The sequence below is a fragment of the Guyparkeria hydrothermalis genome (genome assembly GCF_023555375.1).
Taxonomy (GTDB): Bacteria; Pseudomonadota; Gammaproteobacteria; order Halothiobacillales; family Halothiobacillaceae; genus Guyparkeria; species Guyparkeria hydrothermalis.
In genome coordinates this window covers 59085-78435 of sequence record NZ_JAJSEE010000002.1, presented here as the reverse complement: position 1 = coordinate 78435, position 19351 = coordinate 59085, and the positions used below count along the sequence as shown (strand labels likewise).

Annotated in this window: 22 protein-coding genes; 7 read left to right on the top strand and 15 right to left on the bottom strand. The window is 68.8% G+C overall.

Annotated elements, in window-relative coordinates; genetic code table 11:
* Position 1 precedes the first annotated feature (1 nt).
* The 6 genes from LV475_RS03000 to LV475_RS02975 are packed head-to-tail and all read right to left on the bottom strand — an operon-like array spanning position 2 to position 5318.
* Entirely contained in the window at positions 2-958 is a 957-nt protein-coding gene (locus LV475_RS03000; protein ID WP_250105734.1) for a VWA domain-containing protein, read from the bottom strand.
* Positions 955-1458 (bottom strand): hypothetical protein, encoded by a 504-nt coding sequence (locus LV475_RS02995; protein WP_250105733.1) that lies wholly within the window; start codon positions 1456-1458, stop codon positions 955-957. The genes LV475_RS03000 and LV475_RS02995 overlap by 4 nt, the downstream gene beginning before the upstream one ends.
* Positions 1455-2531, bottom strand: a complete 1077-nt coding sequence (locus tag LV475_RS02990) for a DUF58 domain-containing protein (protein ID WP_250105732.1) — start codon at positions 2529-2531, stop codon at positions 1455-1457. The genes LV475_RS02995 and LV475_RS02990 overlap by 4 nt, the downstream gene beginning before the upstream one ends.
* Entirely contained in the window at positions 2528-3490 is a 963-nt protein-coding gene (locus LV475_RS02985; RefSeq protein WP_156575205.1) for an AAA family ATPase, read from the bottom strand. Before LV475_RS02985 ends, LV475_RS02990 begins: the two co-directional genes overlap by 4 nt.
* Complete coding sequence (locus LV475_RS02980) at positions 3487-4188, bottom strand: ArsR/SmtB family transcription factor (RefSeq protein ID WP_156575207.1); 702 nt, start codon at positions 4186-4188, stop codon at positions 3487-3489. The genes LV475_RS02985 and LV475_RS02980 overlap by 4 nt, the downstream gene beginning before the upstream one ends.
* A gap of 20 nt (positions 4189-4208) precedes the next feature.
* On the bottom strand, positions 4209-5318 hold the full coding sequence (locus tag LV475_RS02975) for a YeeE/YedE family protein (protein ID WP_250105731.1): 1110 nt from the start codon (positions 5316-5318) through the stop codon (positions 4209-4211).
* 247 nt (positions 5319-5565) lie between these two features.
* Here LV475_RS02975 and LV475_RS02970 point away from each other — a divergent pair, with 247 nt between their 5' ends.
* From LV475_RS02970 to LV475_RS02955, 4 genes are all read left to right on the top strand, one after another.
* Complete coding sequence (locus LV475_RS02970; RefSeq protein WP_250105730.1) at positions 5566-6291, top strand: MBL fold metallo-hydrolase; 726 nt, start codon at positions 5566-5568, stop codon at positions 6289-6291.
* Between the two features lie 25 nt (positions 6292-6316).
* Positions 6317-6805 carry a rhodanese-like domain-containing protein gene (locus tag LV475_RS02965; protein ID WP_250105729.1) on the top strand — a complete coding sequence of 163 codons (489 nt, stop codon included), beginning with the start codon at positions 6317-6319 and terminating at the stop codon, positions 6803-6805.
* A gap of 131 nt (positions 6806-6936) precedes the next feature.
* Positions 6937-8202 carry an MFS transporter gene (locus tag LV475_RS02960; protein ID WP_250105728.1) on the top strand — a complete coding sequence of 422 codons (1266 nt, stop codon included), beginning with the start codon at positions 6937-6939 and terminating at the stop codon, positions 8200-8202.
* A 180-nt stretch (positions 8203-8382) separates the two neighbouring features.
* Positions 8383-8976 (top strand): DUF4124 domain-containing protein, encoded by a 594-nt coding sequence (locus tag LV475_RS02955; RefSeq protein WP_156575217.1) that lies wholly within the window; start codon positions 8383-8385, stop codon positions 8974-8976.
* A 36-nt stretch (positions 8977-9012) separates the two neighbouring features.
* On the opposite strand, the gene argB is transcribed toward LV475_RS02955, so the two are convergent.
* From argB to coaBC, 3 genes are all read right to left on the bottom strand, one after another.
* Entirely contained in the window at positions 9013-9900 is an 888-nt protein-coding gene (gene argB / locus LV475_RS02950; RefSeq protein ID WP_156575218.1) for an acetylglutamate kinase, read from the bottom strand.
* A gap of 98 nt (positions 9901-9998) precedes the next feature.
* Complete coding sequence (dut, locus tag LV475_RS02945; RefSeq protein ID WP_250105727.1) at positions 9999-10454, bottom strand: dUTP diphosphatase; 456 nt, start codon at positions 10452-10454, stop codon at positions 9999-10001.
* Positions 10455-10458: 4 nt separating this feature from the next.
* On the bottom strand, positions 10459-11673 hold the full coding sequence (coaBC, locus tag LV475_RS02940) for a bifunctional phosphopantothenoylcysteine decarboxylase/phosphopantothenate--cysteine ligase CoaBC (protein ID WP_250105726.1): 1215 nt from the start codon (positions 11671-11673) through the stop codon (positions 10459-10461).
* A 118-nt stretch (positions 11674-11791) separates the two neighbouring features.
* Between coaBC and LV475_RS02935 the strand changes: the two genes are divergently transcribed.
* Positions 11792-12373: a redoxin domain-containing protein gene (locus LV475_RS02935; RefSeq protein WP_136867439.1), complete on the top strand. Its 582-nt coding sequence runs from the start codon at positions 11792-11794 to the stop codon at positions 12371-12373.
* A gap of 32 nt (positions 12374-12405) precedes the next feature.
* On the opposite strand, the gene tal is transcribed toward LV475_RS02935, so the two are convergent.
* The 4 genes from tal to ykgO all read right to left on the bottom strand — a co-directional run bounded on the left by tal (position 12406) and on the right by ykgO (position 15422).
* Entirely contained in the window at positions 12406-13503 is a 1098-nt protein-coding gene (tal, locus tag LV475_RS02930; RefSeq protein ID WP_136867438.1) for a transaldolase, read from the bottom strand.
* Between the two features lie 97 nt (positions 13504-13600).
* Positions 13601-14503, bottom strand: a complete 903-nt coding sequence (locus tag LV475_RS02925) for a DnaJ C-terminal domain-containing protein (protein WP_136867437.1) — start codon at positions 14501-14503, stop codon at positions 13601-13603.
* Positions 14504-14683: 180 nt separating this feature from the next.
* On the bottom strand, positions 14684-15148 hold the full coding sequence (locus LV475_RS02920) for an Hsp20/alpha crystallin family protein (RefSeq protein WP_136867436.1): 465 nt from the start codon (positions 15146-15148) through the stop codon (positions 14684-14686).
* A gap of 148 nt (positions 15149-15296) precedes the next feature.
* Positions 15297-15422: a type B 50S ribosomal protein L36 gene (ykgO, locus tag LV475_RS02915; RefSeq protein ID WP_058574874.1), complete on the bottom strand. Its 126-nt coding sequence runs from the start codon at positions 15420-15422 to the stop codon at positions 15297-15299.
* Positions 15423-15587: 165 nt separating this feature from the next.
* Here ykgO and rdgB point away from each other — a divergent pair, with 165 nt between their 5' ends.
* Together rdgB and hemW are read left to right on the top strand one after the other, a co-directional pair.
* Entirely contained in the window at positions 15588-16220 is a 633-nt protein-coding gene (rdgB, locus tag LV475_RS02910) for an RdgB/HAM1 family non-canonical purine NTP pyrophosphatase (protein ID WP_136867435.1), read from the top strand.
* A 7-nt stretch (positions 16221-16227) separates the two neighbouring features.
* The gene (gene hemW / locus LV475_RS02905; RefSeq protein ID WP_250105725.1) at positions 16228-17397 is read left to right on the top strand and encodes a radical SAM family heme chaperone HemW; all 1170 of its coding nucleotides are present in this window, start codon (positions 16228-16230) and stop codon (positions 17395-17397) included.
* Between the two features lie 21 nt (positions 17398-17418).
* Here the strand turns inward: hemW and glmU are convergent, their stop codons facing one another.
* The gene (gene glmU, locus LV475_RS02900) at positions 17419-18804 is read right to left on the bottom strand and encodes a bifunctional UDP-N-acetylglucosamine diphosphorylase/glucosamine-1-phosphate N-acetyltransferase GlmU (RefSeq protein ID WP_250105724.1); all 1386 of its coding nucleotides are present in this window, start codon (positions 18802-18804) and stop codon (positions 17419-17421) included.
* A gap of 94 nt (positions 18805-18898) precedes the next feature.
* On the bottom strand, positions 18899-19342 hold the full coding sequence (gene atpC / locus LV475_RS02895) for an ATP synthase F1 subunit epsilon (RefSeq protein ID WP_136867432.1): 444 nt from the start codon (positions 19340-19342) through the stop codon (positions 18899-18901).
* Between the last annotated feature and the right edge of the window lie 9 nt (positions 19343-19351).

Genomic DNA, 19351 nt, shown 5'->3' with positions numbered 1-19351 from the left:
CTCAGGCCGTCAGCCGCACTTTCAGGAATTGGGCGACCAGCAAGGCCGCCAGCCCCAGCGCGAGGAACCAGGCGATCAGCGGGTGACGCTCGCGCCGGGTATCGGGCGCGTCGCTCTCGGGCTGGTGGCGCTCGATCACGTCGGTCACCGCGAGCAGGGCCTCGCGGTCGCCGGCGGCGATCGCCTCCCCGCCGGACAGCCGTGCCAGATCCTCCAGCGTGGGATCGCCACCGGCCGGCCCGGCATCTCCCGGGGCGAGGTTGATGGTGAACAGCTCGATGTTCTCCGCGCGCGCCAGCGTCAGCGCCTCGGCCGGGCTCATCTCACCGCCGGTGTTGACCCCGTCGGTCCAGACCAGCAACTGCGGCGGGGCCTCGCCCCGTTCGCGCCGGTCGGCGATCGACTCCATCGCCACCGCCAGCCCGTCGCCGAGCGCGGTGGCACTGCCGTCGAGTCCCGGTTCGAGCTGGTCGATCCAGAAGCGCAGCGCGCCGTGGTCGTCCGTCTCCGGCACCAGGGTGCCGGCCGAGTCGGTGACCACCATCAGGGAAAAGCGATCCTCCGGGTGCGCATCGATAAACGCCTCCAGCGCCTCGCGCATCACCGCCATGCGCGAGACCGGCTGGTCCTCGGCGTCGCGGAAATCGCGCGTCGACATGCTGGGGCTGGCATCGACCAGCAGCACGATCGAGCGGGCCGGGGCCTGGCGATCCACCGACTCGCCCACCCAGACCGGTCGCGCCAGCGCGACGATCAGGGCCGCCAGCGCGAGCAGCAGGGCGGCCAGCAGCCAGCGCTGCCCCCCGCGCGGACCATCGCCGTCCGTGTCGCGGCCCAGCGCCGGGTGACGCAACAGCCGCGCGGGCGGCCGGTCGCGCACGCGACGCGACCACGCCGGGTAGACCAGCGGCAGGCCCACCAGCAACAGCAGCACCCAGGGGGAATCGAAACCGATCATGTCGCCTGCCCCCGCCAGACTTCCCGGCGCATCGTCCGCAGTCGCTCGACCAGCGTCTCCCGGGGCTCATCCGCCCCGCCAAAGCGGCCATGGTCGATCTCGCGCACCCAGGCCGCCCAGGGCTCGGCGAGTCGGTCGCGCCACGGGGCCCGACCGCCGTGCTGCCAGGCACCGATCGCGGCGACCAGCTCGTCGAGCAACTCGCGCCGGGCACCCGCATCCATCTCGGCCGACGCCCGCCGCTCCAATCGGCGCAGGATCGCCCACAGTCGCAACGCGGCGCGATGGCGCCAGGCCCACCAGCCCGCCAGCGCGAGCAGGGCCACCACGGCGACCGTCACGCCCACCACCCAGGCCGACGAGCCGTCGTTCGTGGCCACCGCCGTCTCGCCGGCACGCTGGACCAGCCAGGGGGCGGTGTAGATATCGACCAGCCCCTCGGGCGCCTGCTCGGGCAGGCCGCCGTCGGGGTGGTGCCAGTCACGGTACCCGTCCGTCATGAGGCCGTCCCCGCGGCACGCGCCAGGGCGACCGGCGCCTCGGCGAGCCAGTCGGCCGGCTCGGCCTCGGCGGGCAGGGCGAGAAAGGCGGCGCCCAGGGCCTCGGCCGATTGCCGCCAGGCCTCGAGTCGCTCGTGTTGGCGAGTCGAGAAGGCCTCGCGCCAGCGGCGGCTGCCGGTATCCAGCCAGCGCGCGCCGTGGCCGGCCTCGAAGGCGACCAGCCCGAGATCGGGCATGTCCAGCTCGACCCGGTCGGCGACCGAGACGAAGATCAGGTGATGGGCGGCGGCCAGCGGCGCCCAGTCCATCGGCCGGCCGGGCCCGGTATCCGAGAGGCAGTCGGAGAGCACGACCACCACCGACCCGGCGGGCAGGCGCTGCAACAGGCGTTGGCGCAGGCCGGGCCAGTCGACCGGCTGGGTCTCCTCGCAGGTCTCGCCGGCGGCCTCGGCCAGCTCGGCGAGGCGTTGCAGGATGGCCGCCTGCCCGGTGACGGGGCCGGCGGCGTGGTGCCCGGGACAGAGCGATTCGCCGATGCCGTGGATCTCCACGGCCAGGTTCTGGCGCAGCGCGCCGGCGGCGAAGGCGTGGGCGGCGAGCAACCCTTGGGTGAGCTTGAGTCGGCGACGGGTGCCGAAGCGCATGGCCGCGCCGCCGTCGATGACCAGGTGCGCCTGGCGCTGGGCCGGTTCGCGGTGCTCGCGCACCACCGGCTCGTTGGCGCGCGCCGAGATGCGCCAGTCGATGCGCGCGGCCGACTCGCCGGGCTGGTAGGCGCGCAACTGTTCGAAGTCCAGCCCCTCGCCGAGGCGGCGGGCCAGCTGGTCGCCCGACAGCCGAGTGGCGGTGGGAAAGCTTTCCTGCACCAGGGCCGGCAGGCGCTCGCCGCCCGCCCAGGCCATCGCGATCTCGTCGGTCGACGGCGCGATCGTGGCGCGCGCCGTCGTCTCGCCGGCGGATCGCGCCCGGTCATTGTCGCGACCGGCGAGCGCGCCCACGAGCCGGCCGAGCCACCCGCGGCCACGACCGGGGGCGGCACGACGGGACAGGCTGTCGAGGCCGCGAGGGCTCACGGCGCCGGGATCAGCTCGAGCAGTCGGTCGATCACCGCGTCGCGGGTCAGGCCGCTGACCATCGCGCGCGGACCGAGGATGATGCGGTGACGCAGGGCGTCCCTGGCCAGCCCGATCAGGTCGTCGGGGACGATGTAGTCACGTCCGTCGAGGAAGGCCGCGGCGCGGGCGGCCTGCACCCAGGCGAGCGCCCCGCGCGGCGAGGCGCCCACCAGCACCTGGTCGGCGAGGGCCGGGTCGAGCTCGCCCACCTTGCGGGTGCCGGCGACCACGTCGACCACCCAGTGCTGCAGGGCCTCGTCGCAGCGCACCTGGCGCACGGTCTCGCGCGCGGCGAGCACCTGGTCGACGGTGATGTTCTTCGCCTCGCCCACCGGGTTGGTCCCAAGCGTGCCGTCGAGGGTGCGCTTGAGGATGTCGTACTCGTCCTCGCGCTCGGGGTAGTCGAGGGCCACGTGGAGCATGAAGCGGTCCATCTGCGCCTCGGGCAGCGGATAGGTGCCCGACTGTTCCAGCGGGTTCTGCGTGGCCATGACCAGAAACAGCTCGGGCAGGTCGCGGCTGTGGCCGGCGACCGTGACCTGGCGCTCGGCCATCGCCTCGAGCAGGGCCGACTGGACCTTGGCCGGCGCCCGGTTGATCTCGTCGGCGAGCACGATCTCGTTGAACAGCGGACCCGGCTCGAAGGTGAATTCGCGGGTCTCGGGGTGGTAGACCTCGTTGCCGAGCAGGTCGGCCGGCAGGAGGTCCGGGGTGAACTGGATGCGCTTGAAATTGGCGTGCACGCCCTCGGCCAGCGCCTTGATCGCGGTGGTCTTGGCCAGCCCCGGCAGGCCCTCGACCAGCAGGTGACCGCCGGTCAACAGGCCGATCAGCAGCCGGTCGACCAGCTCGGTCTGGCCGACGATGTAGTGCCCGAGGTGGGCGCGGAGGTTCTGGAGGGGCATCTGTTCGGTCATGGCTCGACTCGGCTTGTCCGCGGTTCGGTTTCGGTGTCGTCAATGCTGGTGGGCAGGCCGGCGAGCTTCCACTCCGGGAAGCCCGATTCCAGCCTCCGGGTCTGGAACCCCGCCTCGCGCAGGCGGGCGACCGCCTCGAAGGAAAAGGTGCAGTAAGGGCCGCGGCAGTAGGCGATCACCTCGCGCTCGGGATCGAGCTCGGCCATGCGCCGCTCGAGGTCCTTGACCGAGACGTTGATCGCCCCGGGGATGTGACCCGCCTCGTACTCCTCTTCCGGGCGCACGTCGATCAACGTGACCAGCCCCTTGCGGCAGCGCTCGATCAGCTCTTCGGCGGAAACTGGCTCGAGCGCGTCCTTCTGGTGCAGGTGGGCGTCGACCATCTGGCGCACCTCGGCGAGATGCCGCTCGCCGACGCGTCGAAACACGTCCAGCAGTTCGACCACGTCATCGGCGGCGATGGCATAGATCACCTGCTTGCCCTCGCGGCGGGCGGTCACCAAACCCGCCTGCTGCATGCGCTGCAGGTGCTGGGAGGTGTTCGCCACGGACAGGCCCGCGACCCGCGCCAGCCCATCGACCGAGCGCTCGCCCTGCGCCAGGTGCTCGAGCAGCTCCAGCCGGCGCCCGTTGGAGAGCACCTTGCCCAGCCGGGCGAACTGGTCGTTGAGATCCTGCTTGAATCGTTGCGTCGTCACCTGATCCTCTCTCGGGGTGGTCACCCGGCGCAGCCGGCATCGGCGCGGCGGCGCTGGATACGAAGCGTAATCCACGCGCCCAGCATGATCGACGCGATCGACAGCATCGAGCCCAGTGCCAAGGTCGACAGCCCGGTCAGGCCGTGACCGACCGTGCAGCCCATCGCCAGCACGGCGCCGACCCCGACCATCGCCGCGCCGATCACCGTGCGCAGCCATTCCCCAATGGCCCGCGGGGCCGCGAACTGCACATCGCGCCGCACCAGGGCACTGACGAGGCTGCCAAGGAACACGCCGACCACCGCCACCACGCCGAAGGTAATGGTGGAGGTGTTGTCGACATTCTGCAGGAAATACACCACGTCACCCAGCGGCGCGCTGAAGGTGAACGACTGGGTGCCCAGGCCCTCCTGCGGCATCGTCTGCATCATCGAGGCCATGTCCGCGGCCTGGCCGGGCGCCCCGCCGGTGACCCAGAACCCCAGCCCGACCGCCGTGCCCAACAGCAGCACGCCGAACCAGGCAAGACCGTTGCCGCCCAGCGGCAGCCAGCGCCAGCTCACCGCCAGCAACAACGCGGCCAGCGCGGCGGCGATCAGGCCGTAGACGAGGGGGCCTCCACCGACCAGGGCGGCCAGGTCCTGGTGCGGGATGCCGATGGCCGTGAGATCGACGCTCAGGGCGCCCACCCAGGGCAGGAAGGCCGTCTGGAACAGGCTGGTGCGCGTCATGGCGTAGGCCGCCACCGCCATTACCACGATGGCGACCAGTGCCTGCAGGCTGCCCTGCGAGGTCCGCACCAGGCTGCGCACCGGGCAGCCCCTGGCGAGCACCATGCCCGCGCCGAACAGCAACCCGCCGATCAGGTAGCGCCCCCAGGCGAAGTCGGCGGTGCGATACGGCGGCCGGGTCTGGTCGAGATCGATGGCGGCGAACCACTGCACCAGCGTGGTCACCACGATGGCCACGCCGATCGCACCCAGGTAGACGGCCATGCGTCCGCCGTCGCGCTCGCCCATGTAGGCGCTCATGCCGCCAAGCAGGCAGAAGCGCGTGAATTGTGCCGCGGCCCCGAACACCACGGACAGCACCAGGACGTACAGCAGGTACTGGGAAATCGCCGGATCCATACCCGAGCCCTCTTCTTCGTTGACACGCCGATCCGCGCCACGCCGACCGGCCATTGATCCATTGCCATCCCGCCTCGCGACGCGTGGCAAGAACCGCCCACTCGACCGCGGCCACCGCAAGCCGGCAAGACAGCCGGCAATGATTCAATCAGTCAATTGATTCTTCTGTCAAGCAGCGCGACCTCGCTTGACTTTAATTCAATTGAGTAATTGAATGATGCCCGTACACACCAGTGGAGGGCAACCCATGTTCCTGATCCAGCACCCCTGCGAATTCAGCTCACTCGCCTATCTGTTCGGCTGCACCGGCAAGGGCCGGGCCATGGCCGTCGACGTGCATCTCGATGACGTCGACCGCTTCGTCGAGATGGCCGAGGAGAAGGGCGTGGACATCACCTTCGTGGTCGACACCCACGTCCACGCGGATCACAAGACGGGCGGCCCGGAGCTGGCCAAGCGCACCGGCGCGGAATACGTGCTGCATGAATCCGCGCCGGTGAAGCACCCGTTCCGCGGCGTGGCGCACGGCGAGCGCCTGGAACTGGGCAACGTCAGCGCGCAGGTGCTGCACACCCCGGGACATACCGACGACAGCATCTGCCTCTTGGTGACCGACCACTCGCGCACCGACGAGCCGTGGTTCCTGATCACCGGACACACGCTCTTTCCCGGCGGCGTCGGCCGCCCCGACCTGCACGGGCGCGAACGCGAAATGGCGGAAAAGCTCTACGACTCGCTGTACGGCCCGATCCTCTCCCTGCCGGATCACATCGAGATCCTCGCCGGCGCGCAGGCCGGCAGCGTCTGCGGTGGCGGCATCAGCGGCAAGCCCATGTCCACGCTGGGCTTCGAGAAGCGTCACAACAACGGGCTGATCCGCGAGCGCGGCAATTTCGTCGAGACCATCGCCTCGATCGAGCTGCCGCCGGTCGAGGAAATCAAGGCGTTCTACACCTTCAACACCGGCAACTGATGCCGCACCGGAACAGGGACACAGCATGAAAATCACACCGACACACAAGTCCGGCCTGATCGCCGGCGCGATAGCCTGCGGCCTGATCCTCGGCGCCACCTCACCCGTCATGGCGGAAAACGAGGCGCTCATCGATGCGATGGAGGGCTACGTGATGTTCGCCGACTACCAGGGCGCAACCATCCGGCCCGAGCAGATCCCGGCGGAACAGTGGGAACAGATGACCGTCGTCGACACCCGCGACGCGGGCCAGTACGAGGAAGACCACATCCCCGGCGCCATCAACATCGAGTGGCGCCAGATCCTCGAGCGCCGCGACAAGCTCCCGCGCGACGAGATGGTCTTGGTCTACTGCAACACCGGCACGTTGTCGGCGCAGGCCGGCCTGATGCTGCGCCTGGCGGGGATGGACAACGTGCGCACCCTCCAGGACGGCTTTACCGGCTTCAAAGCGGCCGGCGGCTTCGAGGCGAATGCCCGGGCCCAAGAAGAAAGCCAGGAAGAAGCCGAGTAACCCGTCGCACCACGCCCCGCCCTGGCGCGGGGCGCCTTGCCCGATTCGGCCCGCTCGCTCGGACCGCATCCGGCAAGGCGTGTAACACCCCGATACGGGACCAAGTCACCCCAAGGGACAAGAGGTAACCCATGGATATCACTCACCGGGATCTCACTCACGGCATAGCCGCCAACCGCGGCCAGTTCGTCCAGTTTCTGCTGCAAGTTTTCTTCGTCGGTGCCCTGGTGGGCATGACCCGTACGGTGCTGCCGGTCCTGTCCGAATCCGATTTCGGCCTGGCCGCGGGGGCGTTCACCACGTTGGCGAGCTTCGTGGTGATCTTCGGCGTGATCAAGGCCACCCTCAACCTGCTCGCCGGGCGTTTTTCCGACCGCTACGGGCGCAAGCGCGTGCTGATCGCCGGCTGGCTATTCGCGATTCCCGTGCCGTTCCTGCTGCTGATCGCCGATTCCTGGGGCTGGGTGCTGCTGGCCACGGTGTTCCTGGGCATCAACCAGGGGCTGGCGTGGTCGATGGCGCTCAACAGCAAGCTCGATCTCACCCACGCCCACCAGCGCGGGCTGGTCAACGGCGCCAACGAGTTCGCCGGCTACGGCGGCGTGGCGGTGGCGGGCTATCTCGCCGCGATTGCCGCCGAACAGCTCGGCGCACGCGAGGGCCTGTTCTGGTTCGGCCTGGCTGTGATCATCCTGGCCCTGGCCCTGGCCCTCTGGATGGCGCGCGACACCCTGCCCTGGGCGCACGCCCAGCAGAAGGCCCAGCAACGGACCCGGGGCAACGGCAACGCCCCGGCACGCCGCTCCGGGCTGGGCTTCTTCCTGCATGCCACCTGGGGCAATCGCAGCCTGCTAGCGATCAACCAGGCGGGCCTGGTCGAGAAGTTCACCGACACCATCATCTGGCTGTTCGTGCCCATCCTCTTGGTCGCCCGCGGCGCGGATCTGGTGACGACCGGTTTCCTGGTGGGTATCTACGGCGTGGTCTGGGGCGCCGGCCAGCTGATCACCGGGCCGGCCTCGGACAAGCTCGGCCGCCGCGGCCTGATCACCTGGGGCATGTGGCTCTGCGGGGCGGGGATCATCGCGATCGTCCTGACCCACTCGGCCTGGGCCTGGGCGGTGGCGCTGGCAGTGACCGGCGTGGGGATGGCGATGCTCTACCCCACCCTGGGGGCGGCGGTGGCCGACCACTGCGAGCCGGTCGAGCGCGCCGGCATCCTGGGCGTGTACCGCTTCTGGCGCGACTTCGGCTATGCCGTGGGCGCGCTGGCGCTGGGGCTGGTGGCGACGCTCACCGGCGGCATCGAGGCGGGCTTCTGGTTCGTCGGGCTGAGCATGGCGCTGTCCGGACTGTGGGTGGCGCTGGGGCTCGCGCCGCGCGGCCAGGACGACTGACGTCCGACCCGAGGGCATCCAGGCGTCCGGCCAGCCAGGCCCACCGCGCTGGCCAACTGGCATCGTGCTTGCAGAACTGTCCAAGTGAACGCCCACCCCCGACCCGGGGCAGGGCGTATTGTCACTTTCTGACCCTGCGACCAGGCAGGTCGTAGCCATCTTGGACACAAGGAGATCAGCATGCAGGTCCGCCATCGCGCCATTCTGGCCGGTCTCGCTCTCACCCTGCTTTCGGGCCTTGCCTTGCAGGCGGCCCAGCAAGTTGCCGGGGCCGCCGACGTCACCTATCGCTGGGTGAACGGCGACGGCAATCTGCAATTCAGCGACACCCTGCCCTCCGGCGCGGCCGCCAACGGTTACCAGGTGATCGACCCGCATACCGGCGCGGTCGTCCGCGAGGTCGCGCCGCGCAAGACGGCCGAAGAGAAGGCACGCGAGGCGGCGGCAAGAGAGGCCGCGGAGCGCGCCGAGCGCGAGGCCCGCGCCCAGGCGGAGCGCGACCGCATCCTGCTGTCGCTGTACAGCAGCGAGGCGGACCTGAAGCAGGCACGCGATCAGCGCCTCGAGCGGATGGACGCACGCATTGCGCAGATGGAAGGCTCGATCCAGCGGATGCAGGCGAACATCGATGCCGGGCACGACGACCCGGGGTATGCACGTGATCTCGAACGGATGAAACAGGCGGTGATCGAGGTGCGCGCGGAGCGCGAGGCACTGGCGGAAGAGTTCGAGGCCGACCTCAAGCGCCTGCGCGAGCTCCGGTCGAACGGCTAATGCCAACCGAACACGCTGGCCGCGAGGTTCGCCGGGTCAGCCCCGGATCAGCGTGCCGACCCCCTGGTCGGTGAGCAGCTCGAGCAGCACGGCGTGCGGCACACGCCCGTCGATGATCTGCACCGTCTTGACCCCGCCGCGCACGGCATCGAGCGCGAAATTGATCTTGGGCAGCATGCCGCCGTAGATGGTGCCGTCCTCGATCAGGGCCTCGACGTCACCGGCGGTCAGCCCGGTCAAGAGCTTGCCCTCCTTGTCCAGCACCCCGGCGATGTTGGTCAGCAGCAGCAGTTTTTCCGCCTCGAGCACCTGGGCGACCTTGCTCGCCACCACGTCGGCGTTGATGTTGTAGGCCTCGCCGTCCTCGCCCACGCCGATCGGCGCGATCACGGGAATGACGTCCGAGGCGTCCAGCGTGCGCAGGATGCCGGCGTCGATGGAGGCGACCTCGCCGACGTGGCCGATGTCGATGATCTCGGGCTCGTCGAATTCCGGGTTCTTGCGCGTCACCTTGAGCTTGCGGGCGCGCACCAGGCCCGCGTCGCGGCCGGTCAGGCCCACGGCCCGGCCGCCGTGGCGGTTGATCAGGGCGACGATGTCCTTGTTGACCAGCCCGCCGAGCACCATCTGCACCACGTCCATGGTCTCGCGGTCGGTGACCCGCATGCCCTCGATGAACTCGCCCTGCTTGCCCAGCTTTTCCAGCACCTGGTTGATCTGCGGCCCGCCACCGTGAACGATCACCGGGTTCAGACCCACCTGCTTTAAGAGCACGATGTTGCGGGCGAAGGCGTCCTTGAGGTCCTCGTCGACCATGGCGTTGCCGCCAAACTTGATCACCACGGTCTTGTCGAACAGGCGCTGGATATAGGGCAGCGCCTCCATCAGCACGTCGGCGGTCAGGGCGGGGTCGAATCGAGGCATGTCGGAATCTCTGTGTGCGAAATTAAGGGAAAACGGGCATTCGGAACCGGCGGGACAAGGCCGGGCACCGCTCGGCGCGGTCGACCGAGCCGAAGGGCTCAGGAACGGCCGGTGTGGCCGAAGCCGCCGGTGCCACGCTCGGTCTCGCCAAACTCGTCGACCGCCTCGAAGGCCACCTGCACCACGGGCACGACCACCAGCTGGGCAATGCGCTCGCCCACCTCGACGGTGAACGGGCGGTCGCCGCGGTTCCACATCGAGACGAACAACTGGCCCTGGTAGTCCGAGTCGATCAGCCCCACCAGGTTGCCGAGTACGATGCCGTGCTTGTGGCCCAGTCCCGAGCGCGGCAGGATCATCGCCGCGAGCTCCGGGTCACCGAGATGGATCGCCATGCCGGTGGGCACCAGCTCGGTCTTGCCGGGCGCGAGCGTCAGCGGCTCGTCGAGGCAGGCGCGCAGGTCCAGGCCGGCCGAACCGTCGGTGGCGTAGTCCGGGCGCGGAATCTCGTTGCCCAGTCGGGGGTCGAGCCATTTGACCTCAACGCGATGCATCGTCTCAATCCTGTTTTATCTGGTGATAGGTGTCGAATATCTCGCCGGCAAGGTGGCGTTTGTCCGCCTGCGCCAAGTCGCGCTCACCACCCTCCCACAGGAGCAGCAAGGCATTGTCCGGCCGGTCGAAGCCCCGGCCCTCGCCCACCTCGTTGGCACAGATGAGATCCATGCCCTTGGCCACGCGCTTGGTGGCCGCATGCTCGCGCACATGCTCGGTCTCGGCGGCAAACCCGATGACGAACGGCCGGTCGGCGCGCGCGGCCACGCCACGGATGATGTCGGGGTTGGGCACCAGCTCCAGGCGCAACGGCTCGCCGTCCTTCTTGAGCTTGTGGTCGGCGGGTGCCGCGACGCGGTAGTCGGCCACCGCGGCGGCGCCGACGAAAATATCCATCGACTCGATCGCCTCGACCGCCGCCTGCATGTCGGCGGCCGTCTCGACGTCGACCCGTGTCACGCCCGATGGGGTGGCCAGGGTCGACGGGCCGGCGATCAGCGTCACGGTCGCGCCGCGGCGGGCGGCCTCGGCGGCGATGGCGAACCCCATGCGCCCGGACGAGCGATTGGCAATGAAGCGCACCGGATCGATCGGCTCGCGGGTGCCGGCCGCGGTGACCACCACCCGTTGTCCCGCCAGGTCCCGACCGCCCTGGCGCGGCAGGGCCTCGAGGATGCCCCCCGCGATGGCCTCCGGCTCGAGCATCCGTCCCTCGCCGGTCTCGCCGCAGGCCTGCGCGCCGGCCGCCGGCCCCAGCAGGGTCACGCCGCGCGCGAGCAGGGTGTCGCGGTTGGCCCGGGTCGCCGGATGGGCCCACATCTGCCGGTTCATGGCCGGGGCCAGCTGAACCGGCGCCTCCGTGGCGAGACAAAGGGTGGTCAGCAGATCGTCGGCCATGCCGGCGGCCAGCCGCGCCATCAGGTCGGCGCTGGCCGGGGCGATCACCACGGCATCGGCCCAGCGGGCCAACGCGATATGATCCATGCCCGACTCGGCCTCGGCATCCAGCAGCGTGGTGCGCACCGGATGACCGCTGACCGCCTGAAAGGTGAGCGGCGTGACAAACCGGGTGGCCGCCTCGGTCATCACCACGCGCACCTCCGCACCGGCCTCGACCAGGCGACGCACCAGCGCCACGGCCTTGTAGGCCGCGATGCCGCCGGAGACGCCGACGAGGATGCGCTGTCGGGATGGCTCGTTGGATGACGGGGCGTTCATGGGCGCAGTTTATCAGGGAAGACCGGCAGGCAGCCGATACCACTATCCGAGCGCGTCATGAAGCGGCGCGCCAGTGCCATCATCCACAATCTTTAATCGGATACCTTCGAGACAACGTATGTCAGACGACCCAGGCAACAAGGCCAACAAGCCGGACAGTGATCCCGGTGACACCCCGCCGCCGAAACCCAAGCGCCGCCTGCCGCGCTGGGCACGCTGGACGCTGGAGGGCCTGGTGTTCGTCGCCGCGCTGCTGGCCGTGCAGGCCTGGATGGGCCCGGACCTGCCCGATGGCGAGATCCCCGGCATGGCCGTGGAAACCATCGAGGGCGAGCAACTCACCCTGGGCGGGCCGGCGGACGAGCCCACCGTGGTGGTCTTCTGGGCTACCTGGTGCGGTTACTGCGACCTGGAGATGCCTTGGCTGGTCGATCTGGTCGACGACCACCGCGTGATCACCGTGGCGATGCAGTCGGGCGATGCGGCCACGGTGCGCGCCCACATGCGGGAAAACGATCTCGAAAAGCTGCCGGTGATCAACGACCCCGACGGACAGATCGCCTCGAGCCTGGGCGTGAACGTCACGCCCACCTTCCTGTTCTTCGATCAGACCGGCCGGGTGGCCCATTCGACCACCGGCCTGACCAGCCCCTGGGGCGTGCGCCTGCGGATGTGGTGGATGAACCGCGCCGCCGAGTGAGGCGCGTCTCGACCTGATTCACCAGGAATCGATCAGGCCTGGTCGATGGCGGCGAGCAACTCGTCGAAGGCCGTCTGGAACTGCTCGAGCCCCTCGTCGAGCAGCTGGTCGCGCACCGCGCCGTCCATGTCGATGCCCAGATCGGCCAGCTCGGCCCAGACCTCGCGATCCTCGTCGAGGCGCGGCTTCAACAGGGAGGCGATCCGGCCATGGTCGGCGAACGCCTCGAGGGTCGCGTCCGGCAGCGTGTTGATGGTGCGCGGCGCGATCAGGTTCTCGACGTAGAGCAGGTCCGAGTAGGCCGGGTTCTTGGTGCCGGTGCTCGCCCAGAGCAGGTACTGCGGCCAGGCGCCTCCCTGCTCGAAGCGGTCGAACGACTCGTCCTCGAACACCTCGCGGAAATGCGCGTAGGCCATGCCGGCCAGGGCCAGCGCCGCACGCCCCTTGAGCGCCTCGGCGCGCTCGCCGCCGATGGCCTCGAGCTGCTTGTCGACCAGGGTGTCGACCCGGCTCATGAACAGGCTGGCCACCGCGCGCACCTCCGCGACCTTGCCGCCGTTCTTCTCCAGCTGCTCGATGCCGCGTCGATAGGCGGCGAACACCCGCCGGACCTGATCGAGGGAGAACAAGAGGGTGACGTTGACGCTCACCCCGTCGCCGATCAGGCGCTCGAAGGCCTCGATGCCCTCGACCGTGCCCGGCACCTTGATCAGGACGTTGGGCCGACCGACCAGTTCGCGCAGGCGGTGGGCGGCGCGCACCGAGGCCTCGGCGTCGTGGGCGATGCCGGGCGATTCCTCCCAGGAGACCCAGCCGTCCTCGCCGTGCGACTGGTCCCAGACCGGGCGCAGCAGGTCGCAGGCGCGCTGGATATCGGTGACCACCAGGTGCTCGTAGACCGACTCGACGTCCGAATACCGGCGCTTGCCGGCGGCGATGTCCTCGCTGTAGAGGTCGCTGCCGACGATCGCCTTCTTGAAGATCGACGGATTTGAGGTCACGCCGCGGATGCCGTAATCGCGGATCAGCCGCGGCAGGCCCTCGTCGGTCAACAGGGCCCGCGACAGGTTGTCCAGCCAGAGGCTCTGGCCCTGCGATTGGTGGAGCTGGCTCAAGGCATGCGCGGTCATCGGCGACCCCTCCCGGTTGCTGGCGCGTGACACGGACGAGGCACCGCGGCGGCGCCCCTACCCGGAGCTTAGACGCTCAGGCGCCGCCCACGTGCCCTTATCGCGGATCGTAGGGCATCGAGGCGCGCATTTCCTCGTAGAACTCGCGCGCCTCGTCGGTCTTGGCCGGCGGGGTGTGGATCATCAGCTCGAGGAAGAGATCGCCACCGGCAAAGCCGCGCTTGGGGATGCGCAGCTTGCGACCGGATTGCGACCCGGCGGGCACGCTCATGTTGATGCGCTTGCCGTCGGGCAGGGTGACCGGCACCTTGGCGCCCAGCGCCGCCTCCCAGGGCGTGATCGGCAGTTCCTGGATGATGTGGTTGCCATCGACCCGGTCGCGATCCTCCTCGCGCAGGGTCAGCACCAGGTAGAGATCACCCGCCGGCCCGCCCATCGGGCTCGGCTGGCCCTGGCCGGACAGCCGGATACGCCGCCCCGGCGCGGAGCCGGCCGGCACGTTGACCTTCAGCGAGCGGGCGCCGCCACGACCATCGGAGACCCGGATGGTGTGTGCCCCGCCGGTGACCAGCAGCTCCAGCGGCACCGGCGCCTCGGCCTCGACATCCTGGCCGCGTACGCTGCGGCCCTGGCCGCCACCCGGACCACCCGGGCCACCGAAGCCGCCGCCGAAGAACTGGGAGAAGAAATCGGAAAAGCCGCCGGCGCCGAAGTCGTCACCGCCGAAGCCGCCCCCGAATCCACCGGGGCCGCCGGGGCCGGCACCGAACTCGTCGCCGTGGTGATAGCCCGAACCGAGGGCGTCGTAGCGCGCCCGTTTCTGCTGATCGCCGAGCACCTCGTAGGCCTCGTTGATCTCCTTGAACTTGTCCTCGGCCTCGGCGCTCTTGTTGCGGTCCGGGTGGTATTTCTGCGCGAGCTTGCGGTAGGCCCGCTTGATCTCGTCCTGCGAGGCATTACGCGCCACGCCCAGGGTTGCGTAGTAGTCGTGATATTTCACGCCTGCACTCCTCCGAGTGATGTTCGGTTTGCCGTCTGGCCGGCGTCTCGAAAACCCGCCCCGGGCCGTCGGGGTTGGGTCGGGCTTTCGGCACGCCGGAAATTAAAGAAAAGCCCAAAGAGGAAAAGCCCGGGGCCGCCGGGCTTTTCGCGTGCATCCGCGGCCGGCGGCCGGAGCGGATCAGCTCACCTCGATGCGCCGCGGCTTGGAGCTTTCCGCCTTGGGGATCGTCACGGTGAGCACCCCGTGCTCGGAGCTCGCCTTGATGCCGTCGGCATCCACCTGCTCGGGCAGGGTGAAGCGGCGATAGAAACGCCCGTAGTGACGCTCGATGCGCGAGTAGCCATCCTGGGACTTCTTCAGCTCCGAGTTGCGCTCGCCCTTGATCTCGAGCACGCCGTTGTCGGCCGTGACCTCGACGCTCTTCGGGTCGACGCCCGGCAGGTCGACGTGCAACTCGTAGGCGTTTTCGTTTTCCTTGATGTCGACCGCCGGCGCCCAGTCCGCGATCTCGAGCTTGCCCTCGTCGCCCCCCTCGCTGAGGCTCGGCTCGAACAGCGAGTTCATCTCGCGATAGAGCTGATCCAGCATACCCCAGGGGTGGTTGCGGGTCTGACCTTCCGGCTTGTAACGCACGATAGCCATGTTCAACACCTCCTCTCGATGTTCAATGACTGGCCAATGCCTTGTTCATGCGTTCGATGTAGGTCGAGCTCGGGAATTTTCAAGCCCCGGACACGACAAGGCCCCGCCGAGGCGGGGCCTTGTGTCACGCATCAGTCCGTCGGTCGCCTTAGCGCTGACGGGCCTTGAAGCGCGGGTTGGTCTTGTTGATGACGTAAACCTTGCCGCGACGACGAACGACCTGGCAGTCCTTGTGTCGCTTCTTGGCTGACTTGAGAGAAGACAGAATTTTCATGGACGCCCCTTTCGCTAATCCGCTCGGTTCCACACAAAGCGCGGCAATATAGCCGATCCGGCCCGCTTTGGCAACCACCGCCTTGCCCGAGGCGACCCGGGGCACTGCAGGAGTGCCCGGTTGCAGGTATCCTCGCTGCCTGCATCAACCGACCGGGACGCCCGAATGACCGACATCGTGATCGCCACCAACAACGACGGCAAGATGGCCGAGTTCGAGGAAATGCGCCGGGTGCTGGCTGAAAGCCACCCCACGCTGACGCGGCTGCGCTTCGTCTCGCAGCGCGGCTGGAACGTCTCCTCCCCGACCGAGGATGCCGACAGCTTCCGCGGCAATGCCCTGATCAAGGCGCGACACACCGCGGCGATCACCGGCCACCCGGCGATCGGCGACGATTCCGGGCTGGTGGTCGATGCCCTCGACGGCCGGCCGGGGATCTTCTCCTCGCGCTTTGCCGGCGAGGACGCCAGCGATGCCGAGAACAACGCCAAGCTGGTCGACGAACTGGCGCGTCGCCCGGATGCCCCGCGCAGCGCGCGCTTCGTCTGCGCCCTGGCCTTCGTCCAGAACGCCGGGGACGAGGCGCCGATCGTCGTCGAGGGCACCTGGGAAGGCGAGGTGCTCGATGCCCCTCGCGGTACGCGCGGATTCGGCTACGACCCGCTGTTCTTCTCCCCGGAGCACGGCATGAGCGTCGGCGAGATGGATCCGGACGAGAAGCACCGCGTCAGCCACCGCGCCCGCGCCTTGAAGCAACTGATCGAGCAACTCGCCTCGATCGACATCCATTCCGCGTGAGCCACCGATGAGCCTGCTGCAATTCACCGACAACCCGCCGCTCTCGCTCTACGTCCACCTGCCGTGGTGCGTGGAGAAGTGCCCTTACTGCGACTTCAACTCGCACGGGCTCAAGGGTCGCGAGCTACCCGAGGCCGAGTACATCGACGCGCTGCTGCGCGACCTCGAACCCGAGTTGCCGCTGATCTGGGGCCGGCCGATCGAGACCATCTTCCTCGGCGGGGGCACGCCCAGCCTGTTCTCGCCGGAGGCACTGGACCGGTTGATGTCCGGCCTGCGCGCCCTGCTCGACCTGCGCTTTACGCGCGAGGTGACCCTCGAGGTCAACCCGGGCACCGACATGGCATCAAGGCTGGCCGAGTACCGCGCCATCGGCTTCAACCGGGTCTCGATCGGCGTGCAGAGCTTCAACGACGACTCGCTTGAGCGACTGGGCCGCATCCACGACCGGCGCGCGGCCTGGCGTACCATCGAGGCGGCGCACGATGCCGGTCTCGACAGCTTCAACATCGACCTGATGCACGGCCTGCCCGGGCAGACGGAAGGCGATGGCCTGGCGGACATCGACACCGCGATCTCGCTCGAGCCACCGCACCTGTCCTGGTACCAGCTGACCATCGAACCCAACACGGCCTTCGCCTTCAGCCCGCCGGCCTTGCCGGCCGATGTCACCCTCGAGGCGATCGGCGAGGCCGGCCGTGAGCGACTGATCGGCGCCGGCTACGGTCACTACGAGATCTCGGCCTTTGCCCAGCCCGATCACGTCTGCCAGCACAACATGAACTATTGGCAGTTCGGCGACTATCTCGGCATCGGTGCCGGCGCCCACGGCAAGCTGACGATCCCGGCGGAGAACCGTATCGAGCGACGCGTGCGCAGCCGCCACCCCAACCGGTACCTGGAGCTGGCGGGTCAACCGGAGAACGTCGACGCCCACGACATCGGCCGCAAGGAAATCCCGTTCGAGTTCATGCTCAACGCCCTGCGCCTGACCGAGGGCTTTCCGGTGAGCCTGTTCCAGGAGCGCACCGGCATGCCCATCGCCGTGGTCTCCGAGACCCTGCGTGGGCTGGAGGACGACGGGTTGATCGAGTGGGACATCCAGACCATCCGGCCAACCGAGCGCGGCCTGCGCTTTCTCAACGACGTACTCGGGCGTTTCCTGCCGGAGGGATAAGCCCCCGGTCGAAAGCCTCGTTCAGTCGCGCTTTTTCTGCGGGCGTCGCCAGCCGGCGATGCCCTTCTGTCGGCTGCGCGCGATGGCCAACTCCCCCTCGGCGACGTCGCGCGTGATGGTCGAGCCTGCCCCGACGGTCGCGCCGCGGCCGACGGTCACCGGCGCGACCAACTGCACGGCCGAACCGACGAAGACCCCGTCACCGATCTCCGTGTGGTGCTTGTTCGCGCCATCGTAGTTGCAGGTGATCGTGCCGGCGCCGAGGTTGCAGTCGTCGCCGACGCGGGCATCGCCCACGTACGACAGGTGATTGACCTTGGAGCGCTCGCCGATCCGGGCGGCCTTCACCTCGACGAAGTTGCCGATCTTGGCGGCCGAGTCCAGCGCCGCGCCGGGTCGCAGACGGGCGTAGGGACCGATCGCGTTGTCGCCCGCGGTCACCACCCCGTCGAGGTGGCTGAAGGCCTCCACGATCGAATTCGGACCGATCTCGCAGTCGCGCAGCACGCAGTGCGGGCCGATGCGCACGTTGTCGCCAAGGCGCACCTCGCCCTCGAACACGCAATCGACGTCGATCGAGACGTCCATGCCGCAATGCAGCCGGCCGCGGATGTCCAGGCGGGCCGGGTCCATGATCGTCGTGCCGGCCAGGGCCAGCACCTCGGCCTGGCGCGCCTGGTAGACCCGCTCCAGGCGGGCAAGGGCGAGCCGGTCGTTCACCCCGGTCACCGCCCAGACATCCTCGGCGACCAAGGCCTCGACTGCCTTGTCCTCGCTCGCGGCCATCTCGACGATGTCGGTCAGGTAGAGCTCGCCCTGGGCGTTGCCGGACTCGAGACGGTCAAGCCAGGCAACCAGGTCCCCGTAACGCGCCATGAGGATCCCGGTGTTGACCTCGCGCACCTCGCGTTCGGCCGCGCTGGCATCCTTCTGCTCGACGATGCGCTGCACCCGGCCGCGCTCGTCGCGGATGATGCGGCCATAGCCGGTCGGGTCGTCCATCCGCACCGTCAGCAAGCCCACCGCCGCAGGGGAGCCGGTCAGCTGCCCGAGGAGGTCGGCGCCCAGCAGGGGCACGTCGGCGTACAGCACCAGTACCCGGTCGTCGGGCCCGGCCGCCAGGCCCTCGATGCCCAGTTGGACCGCGTGACCGGTCCCGTTCTGCTCGCGCTGCCAGACCCACTCGACCTCGCGACCGGACTGCGACTCGCGCACCGCCTCGCCCTGGTGGCCGATCACCACCCGGATCGTGGCCGGATTGAGCGCTGCGGCGGTGTCCAGGCAGTGGCTCAGCATCGATCGCCCGGCGATCTCGTGCAGCACCTTGGGCTTGCTCGAGCGCATGCGCGTGCCCTTGCCCGCGGCAAGCACCACCACGTGCAGTCGGCCGGTTGCGGAATCCTTCATTGCGTACGTACCTCTGGTTTCGTGCCGATCGAAACGGCGGAAACAAAAAAGGAGCCCGAAGGCCCCTTTTCAACACGTCTGCCGACGCGTCGCCTTAGTGGCGACCGCCCGCGGAACGCATGGACTTGATCCACTTGAGGCGTTCTTCCGCCTCGACCATGATCATCTCGGCCGAGGTGAAGTCGAGCTGCCCGCGCTGCTCGTACTCCTGAACGTAATCCTCCTCTTCACCCATGCGGGCTTCGAGTTCGTTCGGATCCAGGTTCTTCGCGTCCTCTTCCGTCAGCGCCCAGTCAGCAATGATGCTGACCACGTGGGGCTGGACTTCGACCACCCCGAAACCGACGAAATAGCGCACGATCGAGCCGTCGTCCTGATGCACCCGGACTTCGCCCGGACGCAGTACCGACAACGTCTGCGTGTGGCGGGCGGTGACGCCCATTTCGCCGGCTTCGGTCGGGATGGTGACGAAGGTCGCCTTCCCGGTGAAGATCGGCTTTTCCATGCTGACGATGTCGACTCGGGTAGTCATAGCCATTGTCGACCT

Coding starts and splice junctions, on each gene's coding strand:
- LV475_RS02955 (WP_156575217.1), top strand. CDS start 8,383: ATGCAGGTCCGCCATCGCGCCATTCTGGCCGGTCTCGCTCTCACCCTG.
- LV475_RS02975 (WP_250105731.1), bottom strand. CDS start 5,318: ATGGATCCGGCGATTTCCCAGTACCTGCTGTACGTCCTGGTGCTGTCC.
- glmU (WP_250105724.1), bottom strand. CDS start 18,804: ATGAAGGATTCCGCAACCGGCCGACTGCACGTGGTGGTGCTTGCCGCG.
- LV475_RS02935 (WP_136867439.1), top strand. CDS start 11,792: ATGTCAGACGACCCAGGCAACAAGGCCAACAAGCCGGACAGTGATCCC.
- dut (WP_250105727.1), bottom strand. CDS start 10,454: ATGCATCGCGTTGAGGTCAAATGGCTCGACCCCCGACTGGGCAACGAG.
- coaBC (WP_250105726.1), bottom strand. CDS start 11,673: ATGAACGCCCCGTCATCCAACGAGCCATCCCGACAGCGCATCCTCGTC.
- atpC (WP_136867432.1), bottom strand. CDS start 19,342: ATGGCTATGACTACCCGAGTCGACATCGTCAGCATGGAAAAGCCGATC.
- LV475_RS02970 (WP_250105730.1), top strand. CDS start 5,566: ATGTTCCTGATCCAGCACCCCTGCGAATTCAGCTCACTCGCCTATCTG.
- hemW (WP_250105725.1), top strand. CDS start 16,228: ATGAGCCTGCTGCAATTCACCGACAACCCGCCGCTCTCGCTCTACGTC.
- LV475_RS02965 (WP_250105729.1), top strand. CDS start 6,317: ATGAAAATCACACCGACACACAAGTCCGGCCTGATCGCCGGCGCGATA.
- LV475_RS02920 (WP_136867436.1), bottom strand. CDS start 15,148: ATGGCTATCGTGCGTTACAAGCCGGAAGGTCAGACCCGCAACCACCCC.
- LV475_RS02985 (WP_156575205.1), bottom strand. CDS start 3,490: ATGACCGAACAGATGCCCCTCCAGAACCTCCGCGCCCACCTCGGGCAC.
- tal (WP_136867438.1), bottom strand. CDS start 13,503: ATGACCGCGCATGCCTTGAGCCAGCTCCACCAATCGCAGGGCCAGAGC.
- argB (WP_156575218.1), bottom strand. CDS start 9,900: ATGCCTCGATTCGACCCCGCCCTGACCGCCGACGTGCTGATGGAGGCG.
- ykgO (WP_058574874.1), bottom strand. CDS start 15,422: ATGAAAATTCTGTCTTCTCTCAAGTCAGCCAAGAAGCGACACAAGGAC.
- rdgB (WP_136867435.1), top strand. CDS start 15,588: ATGACCGACATCGTGATCGCCACCAACAACGACGGCAAGATGGCCGAG.
- LV475_RS02995 (WP_250105733.1), bottom strand. CDS start 1,458: ATGACGGACGGGTACCGTGACTGGCACCACCCCGACGGCGGCCTGCCC.
- LV475_RS02960 (WP_250105728.1), top strand. CDS start 6,937: ATGGATATCACTCACCGGGATCTCACTCACGGCATAGCCGCCAACCGC.
- LV475_RS03000 (WP_250105734.1), bottom strand. CDS start 958: ATGATCGGTTTCGATTCCCCCTGGGTGCTGCTGTTGCTGGTGGGCCTG.